The sequence below is a fragment of the Enterobacter sp. NFIX59 genome (assembly GCF_900113755.1).
Taxonomy (GTDB): Bacteria; Pseudomonadota; Gammaproteobacteria; order Enterobacterales; family Enterobacteriaceae; genus Enterobacter; species Enterobacter pseudoroggenkampii.
This window is the reverse complement of sequence record NZ_FOQN01000012.1, coordinates 16,383-35,690: the sequence shown is the minus strand read 5'-3', so window position 1 is coordinate 35,690 and position 19,308 is coordinate 16,383. Positions and strand designations below refer to the sequence as shown.

The following is a 19,308-nucleotide window of genomic DNA, read 5'->3' as shown; positions in this document are numbered from 1 at the left end:
CCGCATGACCAGTTTAACGGCTTTTAACCGTTTACCGCAACTCAGGATGATCCCGGTACCGGGCGCTCCGTTGTTTCGGTATGAACGCAGAATAGCAAACCGCTGGGTGCCATGTAACCACAGTCGGGCGGTCGCAATTGTGGGGGTTTACTACAGGAAGGCGAAACGCTTATGCGCGAAGTTAACCGAAGGTTCAAAGACCACAGAGGGATCCCCGTTCGGGTTATCCGGTGGGAGCCAGAGACTCAACGAGTTATCTACCTGCGGGATGGTTATAACCACGAATGTTTCAGCCCGCTCGAACAATTCAAGCGCAAGTTTACAGAGTTAAAGGACGACCATGAGCACTAAATTAACGGGTTACGTTTGGGACGCTTGTGCCGCTTCTGGCATGAAGCTGTCCAGCGTTGCCATCATGGCGCGTCTGGCAGACTTCAGCAGTGATGAAGGGGTTAGCTGGCCCTCCATTGCTACCATCGCGCGCCAGATTGGTGCTGGTGAGAGCACGGTTCGCACTGCCATATCTCAACTGGAAAAAGATGGTTGGTTAACCCGCCAGCAGCGCCGTAAAGGCAACCGCAATGCATCGAACGTTTACCAGCTCAATGTTGCGAAATTACAGGCTGCTGCCTTTTCTCACCTGTCAGATTCTGACGCATCAAAATCTGATGCCTCAAAAACCGACGCGTCAAAATCTGAGGCATCAAAAAACGATGAAAAAGGGGGTTTTCACCCGTCAGAATCTGGGGGGGATCCGTCAGTAAATACAACTACTGATCCATCAGATAAAAAACATTCTTGTCCGGTTGCTGCGCAACCCGACCCTGTGGTGGTTATCACCGATCAGGCGAAGCAGGTTTTATCACATCTGAACAAGACCACCGGATCACGGTATCAGGTCTGCAAATCGTCCTTGGAAAACATCCGGGCTCGCCTGGCTGACGGGTTTACGCCCGATGAGCTGCTGTTGGTGGTGGATTACAGCGTCGAGAAGTGGGGCGAAGATCTGAAAATGGCCGAATATCTGCGCCCAACAACGTTGTTTTTGCCATCTAAATTCCCAGGTTACCTGCAATCCGCAAATAAGTGGAACGCAGCAGGACGCCCAGAACGACAGTACTGGGGCTCAATTCGTAAGCATGATCCGATGAAATTTGGTGGGCCAGATAAAGCCATCCCAGCTGGCTTCAGGGGAGCGAAATGATGAGCATGAATGCTGATAACAAATATTGCCGCGCGCTGGCTGAACTGCGCTCAAAGCCAGCGCATGAATTGAAAGAGGTTGGCGATCAGTGGCGCACTCCGGATTTGTTGTTTTGGGGCATCAATTCGATATTTGGGCCGATGGTTCTGGATCTGTTTGCAGACGATAGCAATGCTAAATGTCCTGCATGGTATACCGCCGAAGATAACGCGCTAACGCAGGACTGGTCAGAGCGTCTGGCAGAACTCGGTGGCGCCGCGTTTGCAAATCCGCCATACAGCCGTTCTCAGTACCATGAAAAGCAGGCCATCACTGGCATGACCCACATCATGAATCACACAATGGTGATGCGTGATAAAGGTGGTCGTTACATATACCTCGTGAAGTCAGCCACAAGTGAAACATGGTGGCCGGAGGATGCCGATCACATCATGTTTATTCGTGGTCGTATTGGGTTCGATCTTCCTGTTTGGTTTGTTCCCGCTGACGAGAAGCAGCAACCCACCAGCGCATTTTTTGCCGGGGCAATCGCTGTCTTTGACAAAACCTGGCGTGGTGAAAGATTCAGCTATATCAATCGCACCGAACTGGAAGAAAAAGGGCGTGCTGCATTGTCATTGGCTCAATTCGCCGCGGCAAAATTGGCCCTTCCGTCGGTGCCGACAAAAGTAATGCCTGCTCCCATTGCAACGCCTGATGCAGAGTCACGCATCTGGCCGCTGGAGGTTGGTCTGGTATTCAACCAGGTCGAGGGGGCGGATTCTCTGGGGGTGAACCAACAGAACAAGTTGAAGGCCAACATCAACCAACTCTGGCTGGAGCGCGTGCCTACCAGCGAAATAATTAGCGTGGCTGGTGGTCTGGTTAACAGCATGCAGGGGGCCGTCAATGCGTGAAATTATCGTTGATAACTTTGCCGGTGGCGGTGGCGCGAGTACCGGCATTGAACTGGCGATCGGGCGTAGCGTGGATATCGCTATCAACCACGAAGAAAACGCTATTGCGATGCATAAGACGAATCACCCGGACACTCTGCATTATTGCGAGTCGGTGTTTGACGTTGATCCAATCGCAGCCACCAGCGGTAAACCTGTCGGTCTGGCCTGGTTTAGCCCAGACTGTCGCCACTTTTCCAAAGCGAAGGGCGCTAAGCCAGTTAAGAAAGAGATTCGCGGGCTGGCGTGGATTGTCTTGCGCTGGGCGCTGGCAGTACGTCCGCGCGTCATGATGCTGGAGAACGTCGAAGAATTTAAGACATGGGGCCCGCTGCTGGATGAAGAATTACGGCCGGATCCTGAGCGTGCTGGTGAAACATTCGAGGCATTTGTCGGCATGCTGTCGACGGGGATCGCGGCGAATCACCCAGCATTGGCTGAGGTTTGTGAATTTCTTGCCATTGAGCCGCAAGGCCAGCAGGCGCAACAGCTGATCGCCGGGCTTGGCTATGAGGTCGATTATCGTGAGCTGCGCGCTTGTGACTACGGCGCGCCGACGATCAGAAAGCGTTTCTTCATGGTCATGCGCTGTGACGGCCGCAAGATTCATTGGCCTGAAGCGACTCATGGGGATCCAAAATCACTGGAAGTACAAAGCGGCAAGCTGGCGCCATGGCGTACCGCGGCGGAGTGCATTGACTGGAACATCCCGGCCCGGTCCATCTTCGACCGCAAAAAGCCGCTGGCGGAAAATACGCTCAAACGTATAGCCCGCGGCATCCAGCGTTTCGTTATCGAGAATGCTTCGCCGTTTATCGTTAAGTGCAACCACACCACTTCACACGGCAAATATGATTGTTTCCGTGGGCAGGAGCTTGAGGCTCCTTTACAGACCATCACGAAAACCCACGGCTATGCGCTGGCGGTACCGCACCTGACTAAATTCCGCACCGGGGCCACCGGGCAGCCAGTAACCGAGCCGGTACCAACTGTCACCGCTGGTACGTCGGCGCGCCCGGGCGGGAATGGGCATGCGCTTGGCGTAGTTGAGGCCGCCCTGACACCGTTCCTGGCTGGCAATGGCGGCAGTGAGTACCAGGCAAAGCCGCGCCCGCTGGATAAACCCGCTCATACAATCCTCAAGCAGTCCCGCGCGTGCGTGGTTGCGCCGGTCATCGCCCGCCAGTTTGGCGCCAGTGTTGGGCACAGGGCTGACGAACCGAGCGCGACGATTACTGCAGGTGGTGGCGGTAAGTCGCAGCTGGTAACTCCAACACTGATCCAGATGGGGTACGGCGAACGCCCAGGGCAAGAACCGCGTGTTCTTCAACTGAATAACCCGCTCGGCACGGTCACTGCTGGTGGTAATAAGTTTGCAACGGTGAGCGCGTTCCTGGCGAAGCACTATGGTGGGAATTACACGGGGCCGGGTGTTGGTATGGATGAGCCTGCCCACTCAGTCACTACTGTTGATCATCACGCGGTAGTTGCGTCGCACCTGGTGAAGCTGCGCGGAACCTGCCGCGACGGTCAGACCATGGATACACCTATGCCGACGATTACCGCTGGTGGCCAGCATGTTGGCGAGGTCCGGACATTCCTCGAAACATACTGCGGTGATAGCGAGGATGAATGGCTGGTGACGATCGAGGGGGTTAAGTACCAGATCGTCGATATCGGAATGCGCATGCTGCAACCGCATGAGCTTTATAAGGCGCAGGGCTTCCCTGACGGCTACGTTATCGATCAGGACTATCGCGGCAATCGTTACGCCAAAGACAAGCAGGTAGCGCGCTGCGGTAACGCAGTACCGCCGCCGTTCGCTCGTGCGCTGGTAGAGGCAAATCTTCCTGAATTATGTGCAAATCAAAAGGCGGGTGCAGCCGCCTGATATGGAGAAATAGCATGAATCAGTTAACCGCAAAGGGTGTTGTGACAATGTCCAGCCGTGAAATTGCCAGGCTGGTGCAGAGCAAACATGGTGATGTGAAGCGCTCAGCTGAGCGCCTTGCATCTGCTGGTATTTTAACCGCGCCGTTGGCGCACACCCCCTACACACACCCGCAAAACGGGCAAACCTACGAGGAGTATTGGTTCAACAAACGTGATTCTCTGGTGATCGTCGCCAGGCTGTCGCCAGAATTTACCGCCGCTGTTGTCGATCGCTGGCAAGAGCTGGAGAACAGCCAGGCCGTAAGTGTCCCGCAAACATTGCCGGAGGCATTACGTCTCGCCGCGGATCTGGCCGAGCAGAAAGAACAGCTGGCCCAGCAGTTAGCCGCTGCCGCGCCGAAAGTTGAGTTTGTCGATCGGTATTGTACTGCTAAAGGCTCAATGTCTTTCCGCCAGGTGGCAAAGCTGTTGCAGGCCAAAGAGACCGATTTCCGCTTGTTCCTCATTGAGAGCGGCATTTTGTACCGGCTCAGTGGAGTGCTGACACCACGGCACCAGCACATTGCTGCCGGGCGGTTTGAAGTGAAAACTGGCACCACGAGCGAAACAAACTACGCCTTTAGCCAGGCACGTTTTACACCCAAAGGCATAGAGTGGATCGGCGGCCTGTGGACGGCACACATCGCTAAGGGGCATGCCGCGTGAGAGGACTTTTTACAGCCGAGACTGTTCCGCGCCTTGGGCTGGTGGTGTTAAAGCCGGGCAGCGAACTGATGTCTCTGTTTCAACAGGGGCGTGTGCTGGTGGAGCCTCAGCCAAAAAGCATGGCTGGGCTTCCGTCGGGCCTCGTCCCTGATGCCAGGCAGCCGCTGGCAGAAGATAAGTCCCTCGAGGAATTCTTCACCGACGAGAGAGTAATCCGTGCAGCAGGCGGTTTGACCGCGTTGGAATCCTGGTTAGAGCGTAACGTGAAGGAATGCCAGTACCCGCACGCTGATTATCACCATCATGAGCTGGTAACGATGCGACATCCCCCCGGATCAATGTTGCTCTGTTGGCATTGCGATAACCAGCTGCGCGAGCAAACCACCGCGGCGCTGGCAGAACTGGCCCGGCGTAATCTCATTAACTGGCTGATCAGTTCCATCCTGTCTTCGCTTGGCTACAACAACGAGCGTGAACTATCACTCGGTGAATTGTGCTGGTGGGCCGTTTACTCAGGCATTGCTGATGCAATCACGGAAAGGATGGCCCAGCTTGCGCTTCGACTACCGGATGAGCCGTTTTTATCCGTATATCGAGAAACTGACATTGTGCCGATGCCCCCGGCAAAAAGCATTTTGCAGAAGAAGGTCACCCCTGCGGTCACGGCTGCGAAATTAAAGCATGGAGCAAATCAGGAAGTAGCCTATGAACAGCCAAAGGTTCTGGCTCTGCATGCGGATCCCGAATCCCCTGAATCATTCATGTTGCGCCCAAAACACCGCAGGTGGGTGAATGAGGACTATACCCGGTGGGTTAAAACCCAGCCCTGTGAAGGTTGCCGGCGGCCAGCGGATGATCCACACCATGTCATTGGTCACGGCATGGGCGGTACCGCCACTAAAGCCCACGATTTGTTTGTGATCCCTCTGTGCAGAGAGTGTCACGGCAAATTACATGCTGATGTTGCAGCGTTCGAGAAAAAACACGGTACCCAGCTGGAGCTGCTATTCCGGTTTATGAATCGAGCGCTGGCGATCGGCGTAATAACAAAAGCGTAATTGTATGGAGCGCTGAACATAATGAATTTACAAGAACTGGAATTTACGCGGATTGAACTGCGCCGCGCTCTGGCAGATTTATCAGGAACGACCAAAGGACAGCTGCAGGCGTTCAGTGAGCATCCACCAGCAGATAAGAACAAATACCCCCGGCGCCATCCTGAAATCGTCATGGAGGGTGGGGAATGTTGTGGATCAAAGGTTGTAAAAACGCTGGTCACTCCACTTTATGTTCTTGAGACAAGGAGCCGTCGTCGACCTTTACCGCCTATTAAAGATACGGAGTTCGCTTATTCAGCATGGCGTCGTTCGGTCAATGGTCTGGGTAAGCATTTGCAGGCATGGGTGCGGTACTGCTATGGGTATGACCTTACTTTCCGGTATCAGACGTTAATGTGCCAGTACGTGTGGGAACAGTTTCAGCGTCAGCATAGTGGCAAAAAAATCCAGGACCGTGTCACTAAAAAACTGGTAGGGCTTGTCTGGCTGGCGGCGCAAGAGGTTGCTCTCTCACGTAATAACAATACCTATCAGGAGTATGCTGGTGCAGCTTTGGCGCGCATGGTCAGCGTTGAGCGTTCAACCTGGCTTAGAGTGTATTCAGGCCACTGGGCGGCGTTCAAAACGTCGTTTGCTGAAATGGACAGTCAGGCACTAAGCGAAATTTTGACACGATATGAAGAGTATCAAGAAATGAAAGTGGCAGAAATGTGAGGTAAATTTCACTAACTTCTTCTATCAGGCTTGCAAAATGCAACAAAATGAGTCATATTTGTTTGTGATCATATAAAATGCCATTATTATATTCAACCTCGCAATTGCGAGGTTTTTTGCTATGATAGCTTCCTTTTACAGGAGAGCAGATCATGGATCTGATTCATTTATTAGAAATTTTAAGTCCAGCTAAAAATGTATTAACGGTAAAAGTTGATAATGCTAAATCAACATTTGATACTATATCTCAGTTATTAGTGGCAGCTTCTCCTGTAGCTGTTGGGCTGTTAGCAATGTGGCTTTCACACCGACAATTCAACAAAAATTTATCGCAGCAATCGTCACAGTTTAACTTGAGTATTAAAAATCAATTAAGTGCATTAAGATTAAATACTCGGTTGGTAACTGAAATAGAATTGAAAAAAGAGACTTGCAAAGAAGTGCGGTCAGCTTGCGTTGACTTTTTGGAACATGCTTATGCTTTTTATACAAATAAATATTTATATAATTCCTATCAAAAAATTTCATTAGAAAACCGAGAAGCAAATCATAGACAATTGATCGATGATGCTTTCAATGCGTCTGTAGAGTTTGGTGTGAAACTTTCGTCCTCTCGTTGTTATTTAGGTACTTTTCTTGATCTCGATAAAGACAAGGATTTTATAAATAAAATAAACCATGTCTTTGATATAGCAAATAGTGACTACTCAAGCGAACTTCCAAAAAAATTTGGAGATGCAAGAAGGCAATGTCTTGATATGTGTCGCCTGTATATATCTTCTATTCATCAAGAAGTAATAAACTTGTCTGAAAATTTAGAGTCTAATTCATAAAGTTTTAACTATAAAGGTCTCATGTGAGGCCTCACTTCTGTGAACAGGGCGACTAAAGGATGTTTTATCACCAATATAGTCATAAGTTCATGCATTTAGATCACAAGCTAACCAAAGCTCACTGCGTTAGCGCAAAAATCTAGTGAGCCTATCTGTTTTACGCTTATTATCTATGGATAATACTTTGAATATAATCAGCAGTGAATGAGTTAACTAATTAGCCGCTTAGAAAGTGTGTTGTATTCTCTCGCAAATTATTCTAGAGGAGTTGAGATTATAAGAGGGGGTAATGTACGATCCTGTTTCTGGCACTATTTTAACGACAGATAGTCTTTTCTTCACTAACTTGAGCACAAAAAAGTGCGGAGAACGACATCACTCCTCTCCGCAATAATAACTCCATCCCATGCCCGCTTGTCTTTCTTTTATCCACAAAGAGGTAAAGTCATGACTTAGTGCAAATGGTAACATCTAAAAACTATTTGAAAAGTTAATTATTTTTTCATTGGTTAGCTCTTCTTAAGGATTGTTTAATTTATTGCACTCCTAAGGAGAAAAAAGCTCCGGAAAGTATCAAACATCCCAAGGTTGCCGTTTGGCGGCCTTTTTTATTTCAAGTAACAGCACCCGCACATTGCGAGGTGAGAGACCATGAAAATGAATGATTCAGGGAACATCTTCACGCAGTTCTTCGCGTGGGTAGCGGCTCTGGCGTCAGCCATTGGATTTACCACTCAGGATCTGGTGTTCATGTTCTTTGGCGCAGCCGGTTTGCTTATCTCGCTTGCCTCCTACATCAACGGGCGTATAGATGCACACCGCAGGCGTAAAGAGGATGAGAAGCGAACAAAAATGGTCAATGACTACCTGAAAGGCGTTGGTGACAAACCGCTTCACGAACGTCCTGCAGCTGCAAGCGTGGTCGTTGAGGCATTACAAAAGGAAGGTGAGTGATGGGAACCAGAGCAAAATTGAGTGCTGCTGTTCTGGGGCTGGTACTCGCTGGTGCGCCAGCATCCGTCATTCTCGATCAGTTTCTGAATGAGAAAGAGGGTAACAGCCTCACGGCGTACAAAGATGGCGGCGGAATCTGGACTATTTGCCGCGGTGCCACGATGGTTGATGGTAAAGCGGTTGTGCAGGGCATGAAATTGACACAGGCCAAATGCAATCAGGTGAACGCCATCGAACGCAATAAGGCTCTGGTGTGGGTTAACCGCAATATTACGGTACCGCTTACCGAACCGCAGAAGGCCGGGATCGCATCTTTCTGCCCGTACAACATTGGTCCGGGTAAGTGCTTCCCTTCCACGTTCTACAAGCGCATCAATGCCGGTGACCGCCACGGGGCATGCGAGGCGATTCGCTGGTGGATTAAGGACGGTGGGCGTGATTGCCGCCTGACAAAAGGCCAGAAGAATGGCTGTTATGGGCAGGTCGAGCGGCGTGATCAGGAAAGTGCGCTGGCGTGCTGGGGGCTGGACCAATGAAAATTAATCCGGGTCTTATCGGCGTTGTCGTAATAGCTGGCCTTTCGGTCGCTCTCGTTAAGAGTTGCTCCGACGCCAGTAGCCTTCAGAGCGATAACGACGTTCTGCGAAGTGACAACTCTATGCAGGGGCAGGTGATCGCCACCCAGGCATTCAACTTCAATCGATTCAATCAGGTTGCAGAACATGCCAACAGGCTTAACTCCCTGATCGACACCAGCACCGAAGAAACCGTAATCGAATACCTGGAGATACTCCGCCGTGAAAAAACCTGTGATCTGCCTGTTCCTGCTGACATTGCTGGTGGGCTGCTCGAATACGCGTACCGTTTACGTGCCAGCGCAATGCACGCCGATACCGACGGACCTAACGCAGCCGATGATAGTACCGCTGCCGCCGGCTCAATAACGTATTGCCAGGCTGTTTTGTGGATTAAGCCTCTGCTGGCCGTTATCGAAAAAGGTAACAACAACTTCGCGGGTATAAGGCAGATTGAGCAAGATCGCAAGTGACAATATCCCTCAATGGAATACCACAGTCATTATCTCAGCAGGATATTAAGCAACTTCCACTAAGCTGCTGCTTTGATAGATGCCATAAAATATAATCATTCGAAACGCCGTAATAAACGAGGTCATGATGGATGAAAAAGTAATGGCTTTATCGTCTCTTGAAGCAGCGCAGAAAGCAGCTGAATGGGCGTATTTGTCAATGTGGGGAACATGGGCCTCTGCCATAGCGACAGCTTTTGCAGCGTTTGTGGCCTTATGGGCGATCAAAGGCTGGAGAAAACACGAAGAAGCGCTTGAGCTGAGGGAATTACGAGTCACGGCTTATAACTATCACGTTTCTTTGATACGAGCACCTGAAAGAAACAGTGACGAGCTAGATGAACGTGAGTTTCTTGGAGTTCAAAGGACATACGATGCTCTGAATGAGTTTTATCTTTCCACAATAAAAATGCACTCTGCTGTCACTAGAGGAAGAGCCGCTGTGGTTTACAAGCAAATTGCTGATGTTCAGCAAAAATATACTGCTGGGCAAATAACAAAGGGTGAGGCTGAACAAGAGGTATTAAAGATTCGACAGCACGAACCTTTATTGGGTATCGGTTTGAAGGATGAAAAAAAATAAGTTGTCACAAGCCCTGCTAGTCAGGGTTTTTTTATGGGTCCTCCCGGCAGGGTAGCCTACCACGGGGCGGCGCGCTCGCGGGAAACGGCTAGTTTTTCGGATCCAGGGTCATCATCATCATATGCGCAGGTCTTTGATTTAATTAGAGGCCATTTTCTCAAGATGTCGAATCGTTCAAAAAGTGTTCACCATCATGGACCAGGAAATTGCCACTTTAAAACTCAATATCAACCAGCTGGCAGGGATAACCGGCGTACACCGTCAGACGGTTGCCGCGAGACTGAAAAATGTTGAACCTGCTCCAGGCAGCAACAGCAAGTTAAAGCTCTATCTGGTGACCGACATTCTGACCGAACTGATGATCCCTACCGTTTCGGCCAACATCGATGATATGCCCCCCTCTGACAGGCTGTCCCACTGGAAAGCAGAGAACGAGAGGCTGAAGTTCGAACAGGATACGGGGCAGTTAATACCCGCAGATGAAGTGGCGCGAGAATTCTCATTGATGGCGAAAGCTGTCGTCATGGTACTTGAAACCCTCCCGGATGTGCTCGAGCGCGACTGTGCTTTAACGCCTGCTGCGGTAGTTCGTGTGCAAAGCGTTATCGATGATCTGCGCGACCAGATGGCGGAGAGGGTGCAGGACGCTGAAAAAGAGGAGGAAGAGCCTGAGGAGGACTGATGGCAAAGCGGGCATCCGCCAGGGACATCCGCCGCGATGTTTCCGGTATTTTACGAGCCCCGCGTCGTATGCCGGTGGCCGATGCGGTCAGTACTTATATGCGCGTGCCGATGGGGGCGGGAAACTCAGTTCCGTGGGATCCGGATCTGGCACCCTATGTGATTGAGCCGATGAACTGCCTGGCATCGCGTGAATACGATGCGGTGGTGTTTGTGGGCCCGGCACGAACGGGTAAAACCATCGGGCTGATTGACGGCTGGATTGTTTATAACATTGTCTGCGATCCGGCAGATATGCTTGTGATTCAGGTATCTGAGGAAAAAGCGCGCGAGCATTCCAAAAAACGCCTCGACCGCACTTTTCGCTGTAGCCCTGAAGTTAAAACCCGGCTAAGCCCAAGACGTAACGATAACAACGTCTACGACCGTACATTCCGCGCCGGTAACTATCTGAAGCTGGGCTGGCCATCCGTCAATATCATGTCGTCCTCGGACTATAAGAGTGTGGCGCTGACGGATTATGACCGCTTTCCGGAAGATATCGACGGGGAGGGGGATGCTTTTTCACTGGCATCAAAACGTACCACGACATTCATGTCCTCCGGGATGACGCTGGTTGAGAGCTCGCCCGGGAGAGATATCAGAGACACAAAATGGCGGCGCTCCACGCCCCATGAAGCCCCTCCGACCACCGGAATTTTATCGCTCTATAACCGTGGTGACCGCCGTCGTCTTTACTGGCCATGCCCGCATTGCGGCGAATATTTCCAGCCGGAAATGGACAATATGACCGGATACCGCGACAGCAGCGATCCTGTGCTTGCCAGCGAAGCGGCGTTTCTTCAATGCCCTGCCTGCAAAGGGAGGATCACGCCGGACATGAAGCGTGCGCTGAACATGAAATGTGTCTGGCTCCGGGACGGACAAACCATCGACAGTAAAGGCCTGGTTAGCGGTGACGGCCGTCGTTCCCGTATTGCCTCCTTCTGGATGGAAGGTCCGGCAGCTGCTTACCAGACCTGGTCGCAGCTTATTTATAAGTTCCTGACCGCCGAGCAGGAATATGAATCCACGCGCAGCGAAGAAACCCTGAAGACGGTGATCAACACCGATTTCGGCAGGCCCTATTTGCCGCGGGCCAGCATGGAGCAGCGTAAAAGTGAATTGCTTGAACAGCGTGCCGAAGAAGTCCCAAAACGCTCGGTACCGGACGGCGTGCAGTTTCTCACTGCGACCGTGGACGTGCAGGCCGGGCGCAACCGGCGCTTTGTTGTGCAGATTACGGGTTATGGAAGTATGGGTGAGCGCTGGATAGTTGACCGTTACAACATCCGGCATTCGCTGCGCTGCGACGGCAACGGGGAAAGCTTACAGGTGGATCCGGCGAGCTACCCGGAGGACTGGGATCTTTTACTCACCGACGTCTTTGATAAAACGTGGCCACTCGCAGCTGACCCGTCAAAGGGCATGCGGCTGATGTCGATGGCCGTGGACTCAGGGGGGGAAGATGGCGTGACGGATAATGCCTACAAATTCTGGCGCAGATGTCGTCGTGAAGGGCTGGGTAAGCGTATCTATCTCTTCAAGGGGGACAGCGTCAGGCGCAGCAAACTTATCCAGCGAACGTTTCCCGACAACACGGGCAGATCAACGCGCCGCGCACAGGCGACGGGTGATGTGCCTCTTTATCTTCTCCAGACCGATGCCCTTAAAGACCGGGTGAACAATGCGCTGTGGCGTGATTCACCCGGCCCTGGCTATGTGCATTTCCCCGCCTGGCTGGGCAGCTGGTTCTATGACGAACTGACGTATGAGGAACGCTCGAATGAAGGGAAATGGAGCAAGCCCGGCCGGGGCGCAAACGAAGCATTTGACCTGCTCGTTTATGCCGACGCGCTCGCCATCCTTAGTGGTTACGAAAAAATCAAATGGCCGTCAGCTCCTGAGTGGGCACGGCGGGAAACGTGGATCGAGGACACGCAGACGGAAACTGGCGAAATGCCATCCCCGCCGCCTGCGCCGAAATCTAAATCAAAACCAAAACGTGAGAAGCCCGTAACCGAGCAGGCTAATCCGTGGTCTTCGTCAGGAGGTTGGGTGTGAATCCAGCAGATATTCAAAACATGATCGACCGCTACGCTGCAGCCGAGCTGTCTGTTCTGGAGGGGAAATCAATCACTTTCAACGGACAGCAGATGACGCTCGAAAACCTGTCGGAAATCAGAAAAGGCCGTCAGGAATGGGAGCGACGACTGGCAACGCTCAATAACAAACGCCGCGGGCGACCCGGCTACAGGCTGGCGAGGTTTGGATGAGTTTTTTAGATGATGCGATTGGCCTGTTTTCACCAGGCTGGAAAGCCTCACGCCTGCGTGCCCGCGCAGTTATTAAGGCGTATGAGGCGGTAAAGCAAACGCGTACCCACAAAGCCCAGAAGGAAAATCGTTCAGCCGATCAGCTCAGCCAGATGGGGGCGGTTTCACTGAGGCAGCAGGCGCGCTGGCTGGACAACAACCACGATCTGGTGATTGGCGTTTTCGACAAGCTGGAAGAAAGGGTGGTGGGTGCGAAGGGCATCATAGTTGAACCGCATCCGATGCTGACTAACGGGAAGATAGCTAAAAAGCTGGCCACTGATATCCGCAGAAAGTGGGGTGAATGGTCCGTAAGACCCGATGTTACAACCCAGTTTACCCGCCCCATGCTGGAGCGGCTGATGCTGCGAACGTGGCTCCGGGACGGTGAGGTATTTGCTCAGCTGGTTCGCGGTACCGGAAATGGTCTTCAGCCGGTTGCTGGCGTGCCGTTCTGGCTGGAAGCGCTGGAGCCGGACTTCGTGCCGATGAACAGCGATGCCGCCACCCAGCTCAATCAGGGCGTTTTTGTCGATAACTGGGGGCGCCCGAAAAAATATCAGGTCTATAAAAGCCTGCCAGTATCCGGGCGTCAGTTCGATACCAAAGAGATTGATGCAGAAAACATGCTTCATCTCAAATTCACACGACGCCTGCACCAGACCCGCGGAACGTCTCTTTTGTCAGGTGTTCTGATGCGTCTGAGCGCGCTGAAAGAGTACGAGGACTCGGAGCTTACCGCTGCCAGAATTGCTGCCGCACTCGGCATGTATATCAAAAAAGGCGACGGACAGAGCTTCGAGTCTGATTCCAGCAGCGATGACCGCGAGCTGATGATTCAGCCCGGTATGCTCTATGACGAGCTGCAGGCCGGGGAAGAAATCGGGATGATTAAATCCGATCGCCCGAATCCTAACCTCGAGTCGTTTCGTAACGGACAGCTACGCGCAGTGTCCGCCGGCAGTCGCCTCAGCTTTTCCAGCACATCCAGAAACTACAACGGAACGTACAGTGCCCAGCGGCAGGAGCTTGTCGAGTCAACCGACGGATATCTGATTCTTCAGGACTGGTTCATCGGTTCAGTGACCCGGCCCATGTACCGGGCCTGGCTGAAGATGGCTATTGCTGCCGGAGAAATCAAGTTGCCGAGAGGCATCGATATGGACTCGCTTTATAACGCGGTTTATTCGGGGCCCGTTATGCCGTGGATTGATCCCGTTAAAGAAGCGAATGCCTGGAAAACGCAGATCCGCGGCGGTGCTGCTACTGAATCCGACTGGATACGTGCCAGCGGTCGCAACCCGGATGATGTTAAGTCACGCCGTAAAGCGGAGGTTGACGAGAACCGTGAACAGGGCCTGGTGTTTGACACCGACCCCGCCAATGATAAAGGAGGCACCAGTGCCGAAGCCAAAGAACCGGGCGCGCCACCGTCCGAAAGCCAGCGCAAAAAGTAATTCGTGGTTCCGCATGCAGGCCAGCAATAACAGCGAGGCCGACATTTTTATTTATGACGAAATCGGGTACTGGGGCGTAACGGCGAAACAGTTCGTCAATGATCTCCGGGCACTTGGGGACGTCACCCACATCAACCTTTATATCAACTCGCCCGGTGGTGATGTCTTCGACGGTATTGCTATTTATAACGCGCTGAAGCATCACGGCGCGGCGATTACCGTGCATATCGACGGTCTGGCGGCCTCCATGGCCTCGGTGATTGCGATGGTAGGCAATCCGGTCATCATGCCTGAAAACACGATGATGATGATCCATAAGCCCTGGGGGTTTGCTGGTGGTGACGCGAGCGATATGCGCGACTATGCGGATCTTCTCGACAAGGTTGAATCCGTTCTTATCCCGGCTTATGCGCAGAAAACCGGAAAATCCACCGAAGAAATTGCGGCAATGCTGGAGGACGAAACCTGGATGAACGGCAGCGAGTGCCTTGAACTGGGTTTTGCCGACCAGGTGACACCATCCCTTCAGGCTATGGCCTGTATTCATTCAAAACGTATTGAGGAATTTGAAAAAATGCCAAAAAGCATTCGCAACATGATCACCCCGCCGCGCAACACTACCCAGCGTGACCCGGTTATTACCCAGCCTCAGGCACCGCAGGCAAAAACAGACCCGGCACCGGATGAAAATGCGATCCGCGCGCAGGTGTTGGCTGAGCAGAAAGCTCGTGTTAACGCTATCGGCGATCTCTTTGCCATGTTCGGCAATAAGCACATGGAACTGCAGAACCAGTGTGTAGCCGACCCTGATTGTTCCGTCGATAAGGCGAAAGATTTGCTGCTGGCAGAACTCGGTAAAACGGCCACGCCGTCCAATAAAACCACCCAGCCGCATATTCATGCGGGCAATGGTAACTTCGTCGCGGATGGTATTCGCCAGGCACTGATGGCGCGTGCGGGGTTCGAAGGTCAGGAGCGGGATAACGTTTATAACGGTATGACGCTGCGCGAGTATGCGCGTATGGCCCTGACTGAAAAAGGTATCGGCGTGGCCAGCTACAATCCGATGCAGATGGTTGGCCTGGCGCTGACCCACAGCACCTCTGACTTTGGCAACATTCTGCTTGATGTTGCGAACAAAGCGCTGATTCAGGGCTGGGACGAGGCGCAGGAAACCTTCGAGCAGTGGACCAAAAAAGGCCAGCTGTCGGACTTCAAAACGGCGCATCGTGTCGGTATGGGTGGTTTCCCTTCGCTGCGAAAAGTTCGCGAAGGGGCTGAGTACAAGTACATCACTACCAGTGATAAAGGCGAAACCATCGCGCTTGCCACGTATGGTGAAATCTTCTCAGTAACCCGCCAGGCGATCATCAACGACGATCTGAACCAGCTTACCGACGTACCGATGAAGATGGGGCGCGCAGCGAAAGCAACGATTGGCGATCTGGTTTACGCCATTTTGACTAAAAACCCGAAACTCTCAGACGGAAAGGCGCTGTTCCATGCCGATCACAAGAACCTGAGCGCGGGCGCAATTTCTGTGGCCAGCCTGGACGAGTCGCGCAAGCTGATGCGTCTGCAGAAGGAGGGGGAGCGAACCCTGAATATCCGTCCGGCCTACATGCTGGTGCCCGTCGCCCTGGAAACTCTGGCAAATCAGACCATCAAGTCGGCCAGTGTAAAAGGTGCAGACATCAATGCCGGGATCGTTAACCCTATCCAGAACTTTGCAGAAGTCATTGCCGAACCACGCCTGGATGAAGCTGATGCGAAAGCCTGGTATCTGGCTGCCGCGAAGGGCACCGACACTATTGAGGTCGCTTATCTCAATGGCGTCGACACGCCGTACATCGATCAGCAGGAAGGCTTCACCACTGATGGTATCGCCACGAAAGTGCGTATTGATGCCGGTGTTGCACCGCTGGACTATCGCGGCATGACCAAATCCACTGGTCAGTAAAAAACAGTCCTGACAAACAGACGCCCGTAAGGGCTTTTTTTATACCTGAAACCAGCCCCGCAAGGGGCTGAACGGAGAAATTATGGCTAAGAACTATGCGCAGGACGGGAAAACGATCCCTCTGGTAAACGGTGGTGCAACCGATGTTCACAGCGGCGACCCGGTTGTTGTTGGAAAACTGATCGCGGTGGCAATTACCGATATTCCGGCTGGCGATACCGGGGACGGTTTTACTGAGGGTGTATTCCTCCTGCCAAAAGTTTCCGCAGATGCGGTTACTGCCGGGGCGCAGGTGTATATCAAGGACGGCAAAATCACAATCGAAGAAACGGACGCCGTTGCCGCGGGCATCGCCTGGGAAGATGCAGGGGCAAGCATCACCGTTGTTGAAGTTAAGATCAATGCCTAACCCCTTTGACCGGATGGCGGCGCGCATGGACGCGGCCACCATAAAAAAGATGGGAAAGACAGCGATCATAAATGGCAGCAGCTATGACGTTGTTCCCGCCGAGCAGCTCGAGGAAATGGGGCCATTGTCGGGAACAGTTACTTCGCTGGTGGTTTTCTCTGAGCTTTACCAGCCACGCCGAAACGACAGCGTCGACTACGACGGTAAGAACCTGACAGTTACCCGCTATGACATGTTCAACGGAAAACCCCGCATCCATCTCGAATGAGGAGGCGCTATGTCTGTGAAAGGACTGGAAAGGGCTATTCAGAACCTGAACAGCCTCAGCCGGTTAATCGTTCCTGAGGCAACCGCAAAAGCACTAAACCGGGTGGCCAGCAGAACGATAAGCCAGGGGAGCAAAGCTGTAGCGAAAGAAGCAACAGTTGATGATAACCGGAAAAAGGGGCTTCCGGTTCGTCTGGTCCGCCAGCGTTCCCGTCTGCGCAAGGCCCGTCACGATCGCCCGGTCGCGTCGATAAAAATCAACCGCGGTAATCTTCCTGCGATAAAGCTCGGCACGGCGCGCGTCCGGCTCTCGCGTAAAAAAGGGGCCAGAAACGGAGCGGGCAGCGTCCTTAAAATCGGGCCCTATACCTTTCGTAACGCTTTTATCCAACAGCTCTCGAACGGGCGCTGGCAGGTCATGCGGCGCGTAGGTCAGGCTCGTTATCCGATTGATGTGGTCAAAGTTCCTCTTGAGACACCGCTCACCGTGGCCTTCACCGCTATTTCAAAGCGCCTTATTGAAAGCGATATGCCCAAAGAACTTTCCGCAGCCCTGAAAAATCAACTGAGGATCCACCTGAAGCGATGAACAGACACAGCGCAATTCGTGCAGCCATTCTGGCAAAACTGAAAGCCGAGATCACCGACACGGTCACCTGGTTTGACGGGCGCCCTGTTTTTCTTGAAGAGCAGGATCTCCCTGCCGTGGCTGTATACCTTTCTGACGCGGAGTACACCGGCGATTCGCTTGACGAAGATTCGTGGCAGGCGGTTGTTCACATCGAGGTATTTCTTAAAGCCTCCAGCCCCGACAGCGCGCTTGATTCCTGGATGGAAGAGAAAGTGTATCCGGCAATGGCCTTCATCCCGGGTCTGACCGAACTGGTCGAGACGTTCACCCCGCAGGGTTATGACTATCAGCGGGATGATGAAATGGCCACCTGGGGTTCAGTCGATTTCACGTACTTAATCACCTATTCAATTTAAGAGGTACTTATGCCTACTCCAAACCCGCTGGCTCCCGTGAAAGGTGCCGGTACCACCCTCTGGCTTTACACCGGAACGGGCAACGCTTTCGCTAACCCACTCTCGGATATCGACTGGAACCGCCTGGCGAAAATTAAAGAGCTGACGCCGGGCGAAATGACCGCCGAATCGTATGACGACACTTACCTCGACGACGAGGATGCCGACTGGAACGCGACGGCCCAGGGGGCAAAATCTGCTGGCGATACCTCGTTCACCCTCGCCTGGAAGCCGGGCGAAGAAGGGCAAAAAGACCTTGTCGCATGGTTTATTGATGGCTCAGTACGCTATTACAAAATCAAATACCCGAACGGTACCGTCGACGTTTTCCGCGGCTGGTGCAGCAGCCTGGGTAAAGCCATTCCGGCAAAAGAGGTCATTACCCGTACAGCGAAAATCACCAATACCGGCAAGCCGGAACTGGCAGAAGAAAGCGGGACCCCGAATATCCCCGTGACCGGCGTTACGCTCGATAAAGCCACGGCAAGCGTGGCCGTCGGCGCAACCACAACGCTCAATGTGGCGGTTAACCCTGCCAGTGCCTCAGATACCTCGTTCCGCGTGGCAACCTCCGACGGGGCAAAAGCAACGGTCACCGTTAGCGGCAACGCGATCACCGTCACCGGCGTAGCGGCAGGCACCGCTGACGTTATTGTTTTGACCAGCGACGGTAATTTCGTTGCGGTCTGCAAAGTCACCGTAACTGCAGCGTAAGGAAGGACGCATGTTTCTGAAAAAAGAGAAGTTCACCTGGCAAACAGAATCCCTGACCATCTTCGAGCTGTCGGCGCTGCAGCGTATTGAGTACATCACGTTTATGGCCGCAGAGGAAAAGGCCGTCAGCGCTGACAGCGACGGCATCAGCGATCAGGAAATGACCGCCAGGCTGATAGGCTCAAATATTCGCTGCGGTGCGCGTTTGATCGCGATGTCTTTGTGGCATAACGATCCGGCTGGCACGGATGTGGAAACGCTTTATCAGCAGGTGCTTAGCGGCTGGCCGCCGGAGGCGATCGGTAAAGCAGAAATGGAAATAAAGCTGCTCTCCGGCATGCTCGTTCCGGTTGAGGATGACAACGTTGCCGATCCGGATGCCTCAGCGGAGGCCGAAAGCGCTGAACCCGTTACGGCGGAAAAGCCCTTGCCAGCGAGCTGAAGTTTGTCCTGAATCTGGCGCGCGAGTTCGGG

General features: G+C 52.8%; 23 protein-coding genes. All 23 read left to right on the top strand.

Annotation, left to right across the window (positions count from 1 at the left end; all coding sequences use genetic code 11):
• Positions 1-171: 171 nt before the first annotated feature.
• The 23 genes from BM007_RS22405 (at position 172) to BM007_RS22300 (ending at position 19,276) form a co-directional block, all read left to right on the top strand.
• Positions 172-351, top strand: coding sequence for a DUF4222 domain-containing protein (locus BM007_RS22405; RefSeq protein ID WP_020690687.1), 180 nt, complete (start codon positions 172-174; stop codon positions 349-351).
• Positions 341-1,204, top strand: coding sequence for a conserved phage C-terminal domain-containing protein (locus BM007_RS22400; RefSeq protein ID WP_020690688.1), 864 nt, complete (start codon positions 341-343; stop codon positions 1,202-1,204). Before BM007_RS22405 ends, BM007_RS22400 begins: the two co-directional genes overlap by 11 nt.
• A complete protein-coding gene (locus BM007_RS22395) occupies positions 1,204-2,100 on the top strand; it encodes a phage N-6-adenine-methyltransferase (RefSeq protein WP_090421136.1) in 897 nt (298 codons plus the stop codon). The genes BM007_RS22400 and BM007_RS22395 overlap by 1 nt, the downstream gene beginning before the upstream one ends.
• Positions 2,093-4,030 carry a DNA cytosine methyltransferase gene (locus BM007_RS22390; protein WP_090421104.1) on the top strand — a complete coding sequence of 646 codons (1,938 nt, stop codon included), beginning with the start codon at positions 2,093-2,095 and terminating at the stop codon, positions 4,028-4,030. Before BM007_RS22395 ends, BM007_RS22390 begins: the two co-directional genes overlap by 8 nt.
• Positions 4,031-4,044: 14 nt before the next feature.
• Positions 4,045-4,737, top strand: a complete 693-nt coding sequence (locus BM007_RS22385) for a phage regulatory protein/antirepressor Ant (protein ID WP_016247390.1) — start codon at positions 4,045-4,047, stop codon at positions 4,735-4,737.
• The gene (locus BM007_RS22380; protein ID WP_090421101.1) at positions 4,734-5,795 is read left to right on the top strand and encodes a DUF968 domain-containing protein; all 1,062 of its coding nucleotides are present in this window, start codon (positions 4,734-4,736) and stop codon (positions 5,793-5,795) included. Before BM007_RS22385 ends, BM007_RS22380 begins: the two co-directional genes overlap by 4 nt.
• A 21-nt stretch (positions 5,796-5,816) precedes the next feature.
• Positions 5,817-6,509: a bacteriophage antitermination protein Q gene (locus BM007_RS22375; RefSeq protein ID WP_090421098.1), complete on the top strand. Its 693-nt coding sequence runs from the start codon at positions 5,817-5,819 to the stop codon at positions 6,507-6,509.
• Between the two features lie 152 nt (positions 6,510-6,661).
• Complete coding sequence (locus BM007_RS23170; RefSeq protein ID WP_139210948.1) at positions 6,662-7,342, top strand: hypothetical protein; 681 nt, start codon at positions 6,662-6,664, stop codon at positions 7,340-7,342.
• 651 nt (positions 7,343-7,993) lie between these two features.
• A complete protein-coding gene (locus BM007_RS22370) occupies positions 7,994-8,296 on the top strand; it encodes a hypothetical protein (RefSeq protein ID WP_052953277.1) in 303 nt (100 codons plus the stop codon).
• Positions 8,296-8,832: a lysozyme gene (locus tag BM007_RS22365; protein WP_090421091.1), complete on the top strand. Its 537-nt coding sequence runs from the start codon at positions 8,296-8,298 to the stop codon at positions 8,830-8,832. Before BM007_RS22370 ends, BM007_RS22365 begins: the two co-directional genes overlap by 1 nt.
• Positions 8,829-9,344 carry a hypothetical protein gene (locus BM007_RS22360; RefSeq protein ID WP_090421088.1) on the top strand — a complete coding sequence of 172 codons (516 nt, stop codon included), beginning with the start codon at positions 8,829-8,831 and terminating at the stop codon, positions 9,342-9,344. Before BM007_RS22365 ends, BM007_RS22360 begins: the two co-directional genes overlap by 4 nt.
• 124 nt (positions 9,345-9,468) lie before the next feature.
• The gene (locus BM007_RS22355; protein ID WP_139210946.1) at positions 9,469-9,966 is read left to right on the top strand and encodes a hypothetical protein; all 498 of its coding nucleotides are present in this window, start codon (positions 9,469-9,471) and stop codon (positions 9,964-9,966) included.
• A gap of 193 nt (positions 9,967-10,159) precedes the next feature.
• Entirely contained in the window at positions 10,160-10,648 is a 489-nt protein-coding gene (locus BM007_RS22350) for a DUF1441 family protein (RefSeq protein WP_020884621.1), read from the top strand.
• Positions 10,648-12,750 carry a phage terminase large subunit family protein gene (locus tag BM007_RS22345; RefSeq protein ID WP_090421082.1) on the top strand — a complete coding sequence of 701 codons (2,103 nt, stop codon included), beginning with the start codon at positions 10,648-10,650 and terminating at the stop codon, positions 12,748-12,750. The genes BM007_RS22350 and BM007_RS22345 overlap by 1 nt, the downstream gene beginning before the upstream one ends.
• Positions 12,747-12,962 (top strand): hypothetical protein, encoded by a 216-nt coding sequence (locus BM007_RS22340; protein ID WP_001704123.1) that lies wholly within the window; start codon positions 12,747-12,749, stop codon positions 12,960-12,962. Before BM007_RS22345 ends, BM007_RS22340 begins: the two co-directional genes overlap by 4 nt.
• The gene (locus tag BM007_RS22335) at positions 12,959-14,458 is read left to right on the top strand and encodes a phage portal protein (RefSeq protein ID WP_010429887.1); all 1,500 of its coding nucleotides are present in this window, start codon (positions 12,959-12,961) and stop codon (positions 14,456-14,458) included. The genes BM007_RS22340 and BM007_RS22335 overlap by 4 nt, the downstream gene beginning before the upstream one ends.
• Positions 14,403-16,418: a ClpP-like prohead protease/major capsid protein fusion protein gene (locus BM007_RS22330; RefSeq protein ID WP_020690717.1), complete on the top strand. Its 2,016-nt coding sequence runs from the start codon at positions 14,403-14,405 to the stop codon at positions 16,416-16,418. The genes BM007_RS22335 and BM007_RS22330 overlap by 56 nt, the downstream gene beginning before the upstream one ends.
• Before the next feature lie 82 nt (positions 16,419-16,500).
• On the top strand, positions 16,501-16,827 hold the full coding sequence (locus BM007_RS22325; protein WP_090421079.1) for a DUF2190 family protein: 327 nt from the start codon (positions 16,501-16,503) through the stop codon (positions 16,825-16,827).
• Positions 16,828-16,852: 25 nt separating this feature from the next.
• The gene (locus BM007_RS22320; protein ID WP_254780663.1) at positions 16,853-17,095 is read left to right on the top strand and encodes a DNA breaking-rejoining protein; all 243 of its coding nucleotides are present in this window, start codon (positions 16,853-16,855) and stop codon (positions 17,093-17,095) included.
• Between the two features lie 9 nt (positions 17,096-17,104).
• The gene (locus BM007_RS22315) at positions 17,105-17,683 is read left to right on the top strand and encodes a phage tail protein (RefSeq protein WP_032623278.1); all 579 of its coding nucleotides are present in this window, start codon (positions 17,105-17,107) and stop codon (positions 17,681-17,683) included.
• On the top strand, positions 17,680-18,081 hold the full coding sequence (locus BM007_RS22310; protein ID WP_001704117.1) for a phage minor tail U family protein: 402 nt from the start codon (positions 17,680-17,682) through the stop codon (positions 18,079-18,081). Before BM007_RS22315 ends, BM007_RS22310 begins: the two co-directional genes overlap by 4 nt.
• Positions 18,082-18,090: 9 nt before the next feature.
• A complete protein-coding gene (locus BM007_RS22305) occupies positions 18,091-18,834 on the top strand; it encodes a phage tail protein (RefSeq protein WP_090421073.1) in 744 nt (247 codons plus the stop codon).
• A gap of 10 nt (positions 18,835-18,844) precedes the next feature.
• Positions 18,845-19,276 carry a phage tail assembly chaperone G gene (locus tag BM007_RS22300; RefSeq protein ID WP_032638505.1) on the top strand — a complete coding sequence of 144 codons (432 nt, stop codon included), beginning with the start codon at positions 18,845-18,847 and terminating at the stop codon, positions 19,274-19,276.
• Positions 19,277-19,308 lie beyond the last annotated feature (32 nt).

Coding starts and splice junctions, on each gene's coding strand:
- BM007_RS22370 (WP_052953277.1), top strand. CDS start 7,994: ATGAAAATGAATGATTCAGGGAACATCTTCACGCAGTTCTTCGCGTGG.
- BM007_RS22395 (WP_090421136.1), top strand. CDS start 1,204: ATGAGCATGAATGCTGATAACAAATATTGCCGCGCGCTGGCTGAACTG.
- BM007_RS22385 (WP_016247390.1), top strand. CDS start 4,045: ATGAATCAGTTAACCGCAAAGGGTGTTGTGACAATGTCCAGCCGTGAA.
- BM007_RS22315 (WP_032623278.1), top strand. CDS start 17,105: ATGTCTGTGAAAGGACTGGAAAGGGCTATTCAGAACCTGAACAGCCTC.
- BM007_RS22335 (WP_010429887.1), top strand. CDS start 12,959: ATGAGTTTTTTAGATGATGCGATTGGCCTGTTTTCACCAGGCTGGAAA.
- BM007_RS22355 (WP_139210946.1), top strand. CDS start 9,469: ATGATGGATGAAAAAGTAATGGCTTTATCGTCTCTTGAAGCAGCGCAG.
- BM007_RS22390 (WP_090421104.1), top strand. CDS start 2,093: ATGCGTGAAATTATCGTTGATAACTTTGCCGGTGGCGGTGGCGCGAGT.
- BM007_RS22325 (WP_090421079.1), top strand. CDS start 16,501: ATGGCTAAGAACTATGCGCAGGACGGGAAAACGATCCCTCTGGTAAAC.
- BM007_RS22305 (WP_090421073.1), top strand. CDS start 18,091: ATGCCTACTCCAAACCCGCTGGCTCCCGTGAAAGGTGCCGGTACCACC.
- BM007_RS22375 (WP_090421098.1), top strand. CDS start 5,817: ATGAATTTACAAGAACTGGAATTTACGCGGATTGAACTGCGCCGCGCT.
- BM007_RS22405 (WP_020690687.1), top strand. CDS start 172: ATGCGCGAAGTTAACCGAAGGTTCAAAGACCACAGAGGGATCCCCGTT.
- BM007_RS22365 (WP_090421091.1), top strand. CDS start 8,296: ATGGGAACCAGAGCAAAATTGAGTGCTGCTGTTCTGGGGCTGGTACTC.
- BM007_RS22310 (WP_001704117.1), top strand. CDS start 17,680: ATGAACAGACACAGCGCAATTCGTGCAGCCATTCTGGCAAAACTGAAA.
- BM007_RS22350 (WP_020884621.1), top strand. CDS start 10,160: ATGGACCAGGAAATTGCCACTTTAAAACTCAATATCAACCAGCTGGCA.
- BM007_RS22360 (WP_090421088.1), top strand. CDS start 8,829: ATGAAAATTAATCCGGGTCTTATCGGCGTTGTCGTAATAGCTGGCCTT.
- BM007_RS22345 (WP_090421082.1), top strand. CDS start 10,648: ATGGCAAAGCGGGCATCCGCCAGGGACATCCGCCGCGATGTTTCCGGT.
- BM007_RS23170 (WP_139210948.1), top strand. CDS start 6,662: ATGGATCTGATTCATTTATTAGAAATTTTAAGTCCAGCTAAAAATGTA.
- BM007_RS22320 (WP_254780663.1), top strand. CDS start 16,853: ATGGACGCGGCCACCATAAAAAAGATGGGAAAGACAGCGATCATAAAT.
- BM007_RS22400 (WP_020690688.1), top strand. CDS start 341: ATGAGCACTAAATTAACGGGTTACGTTTGGGACGCTTGTGCCGCTTCT.
- BM007_RS22300 (WP_032638505.1), top strand. CDS start 18,845: ATGTTTCTGAAAAAAGAGAAGTTCACCTGGCAAACAGAATCCCTGACC.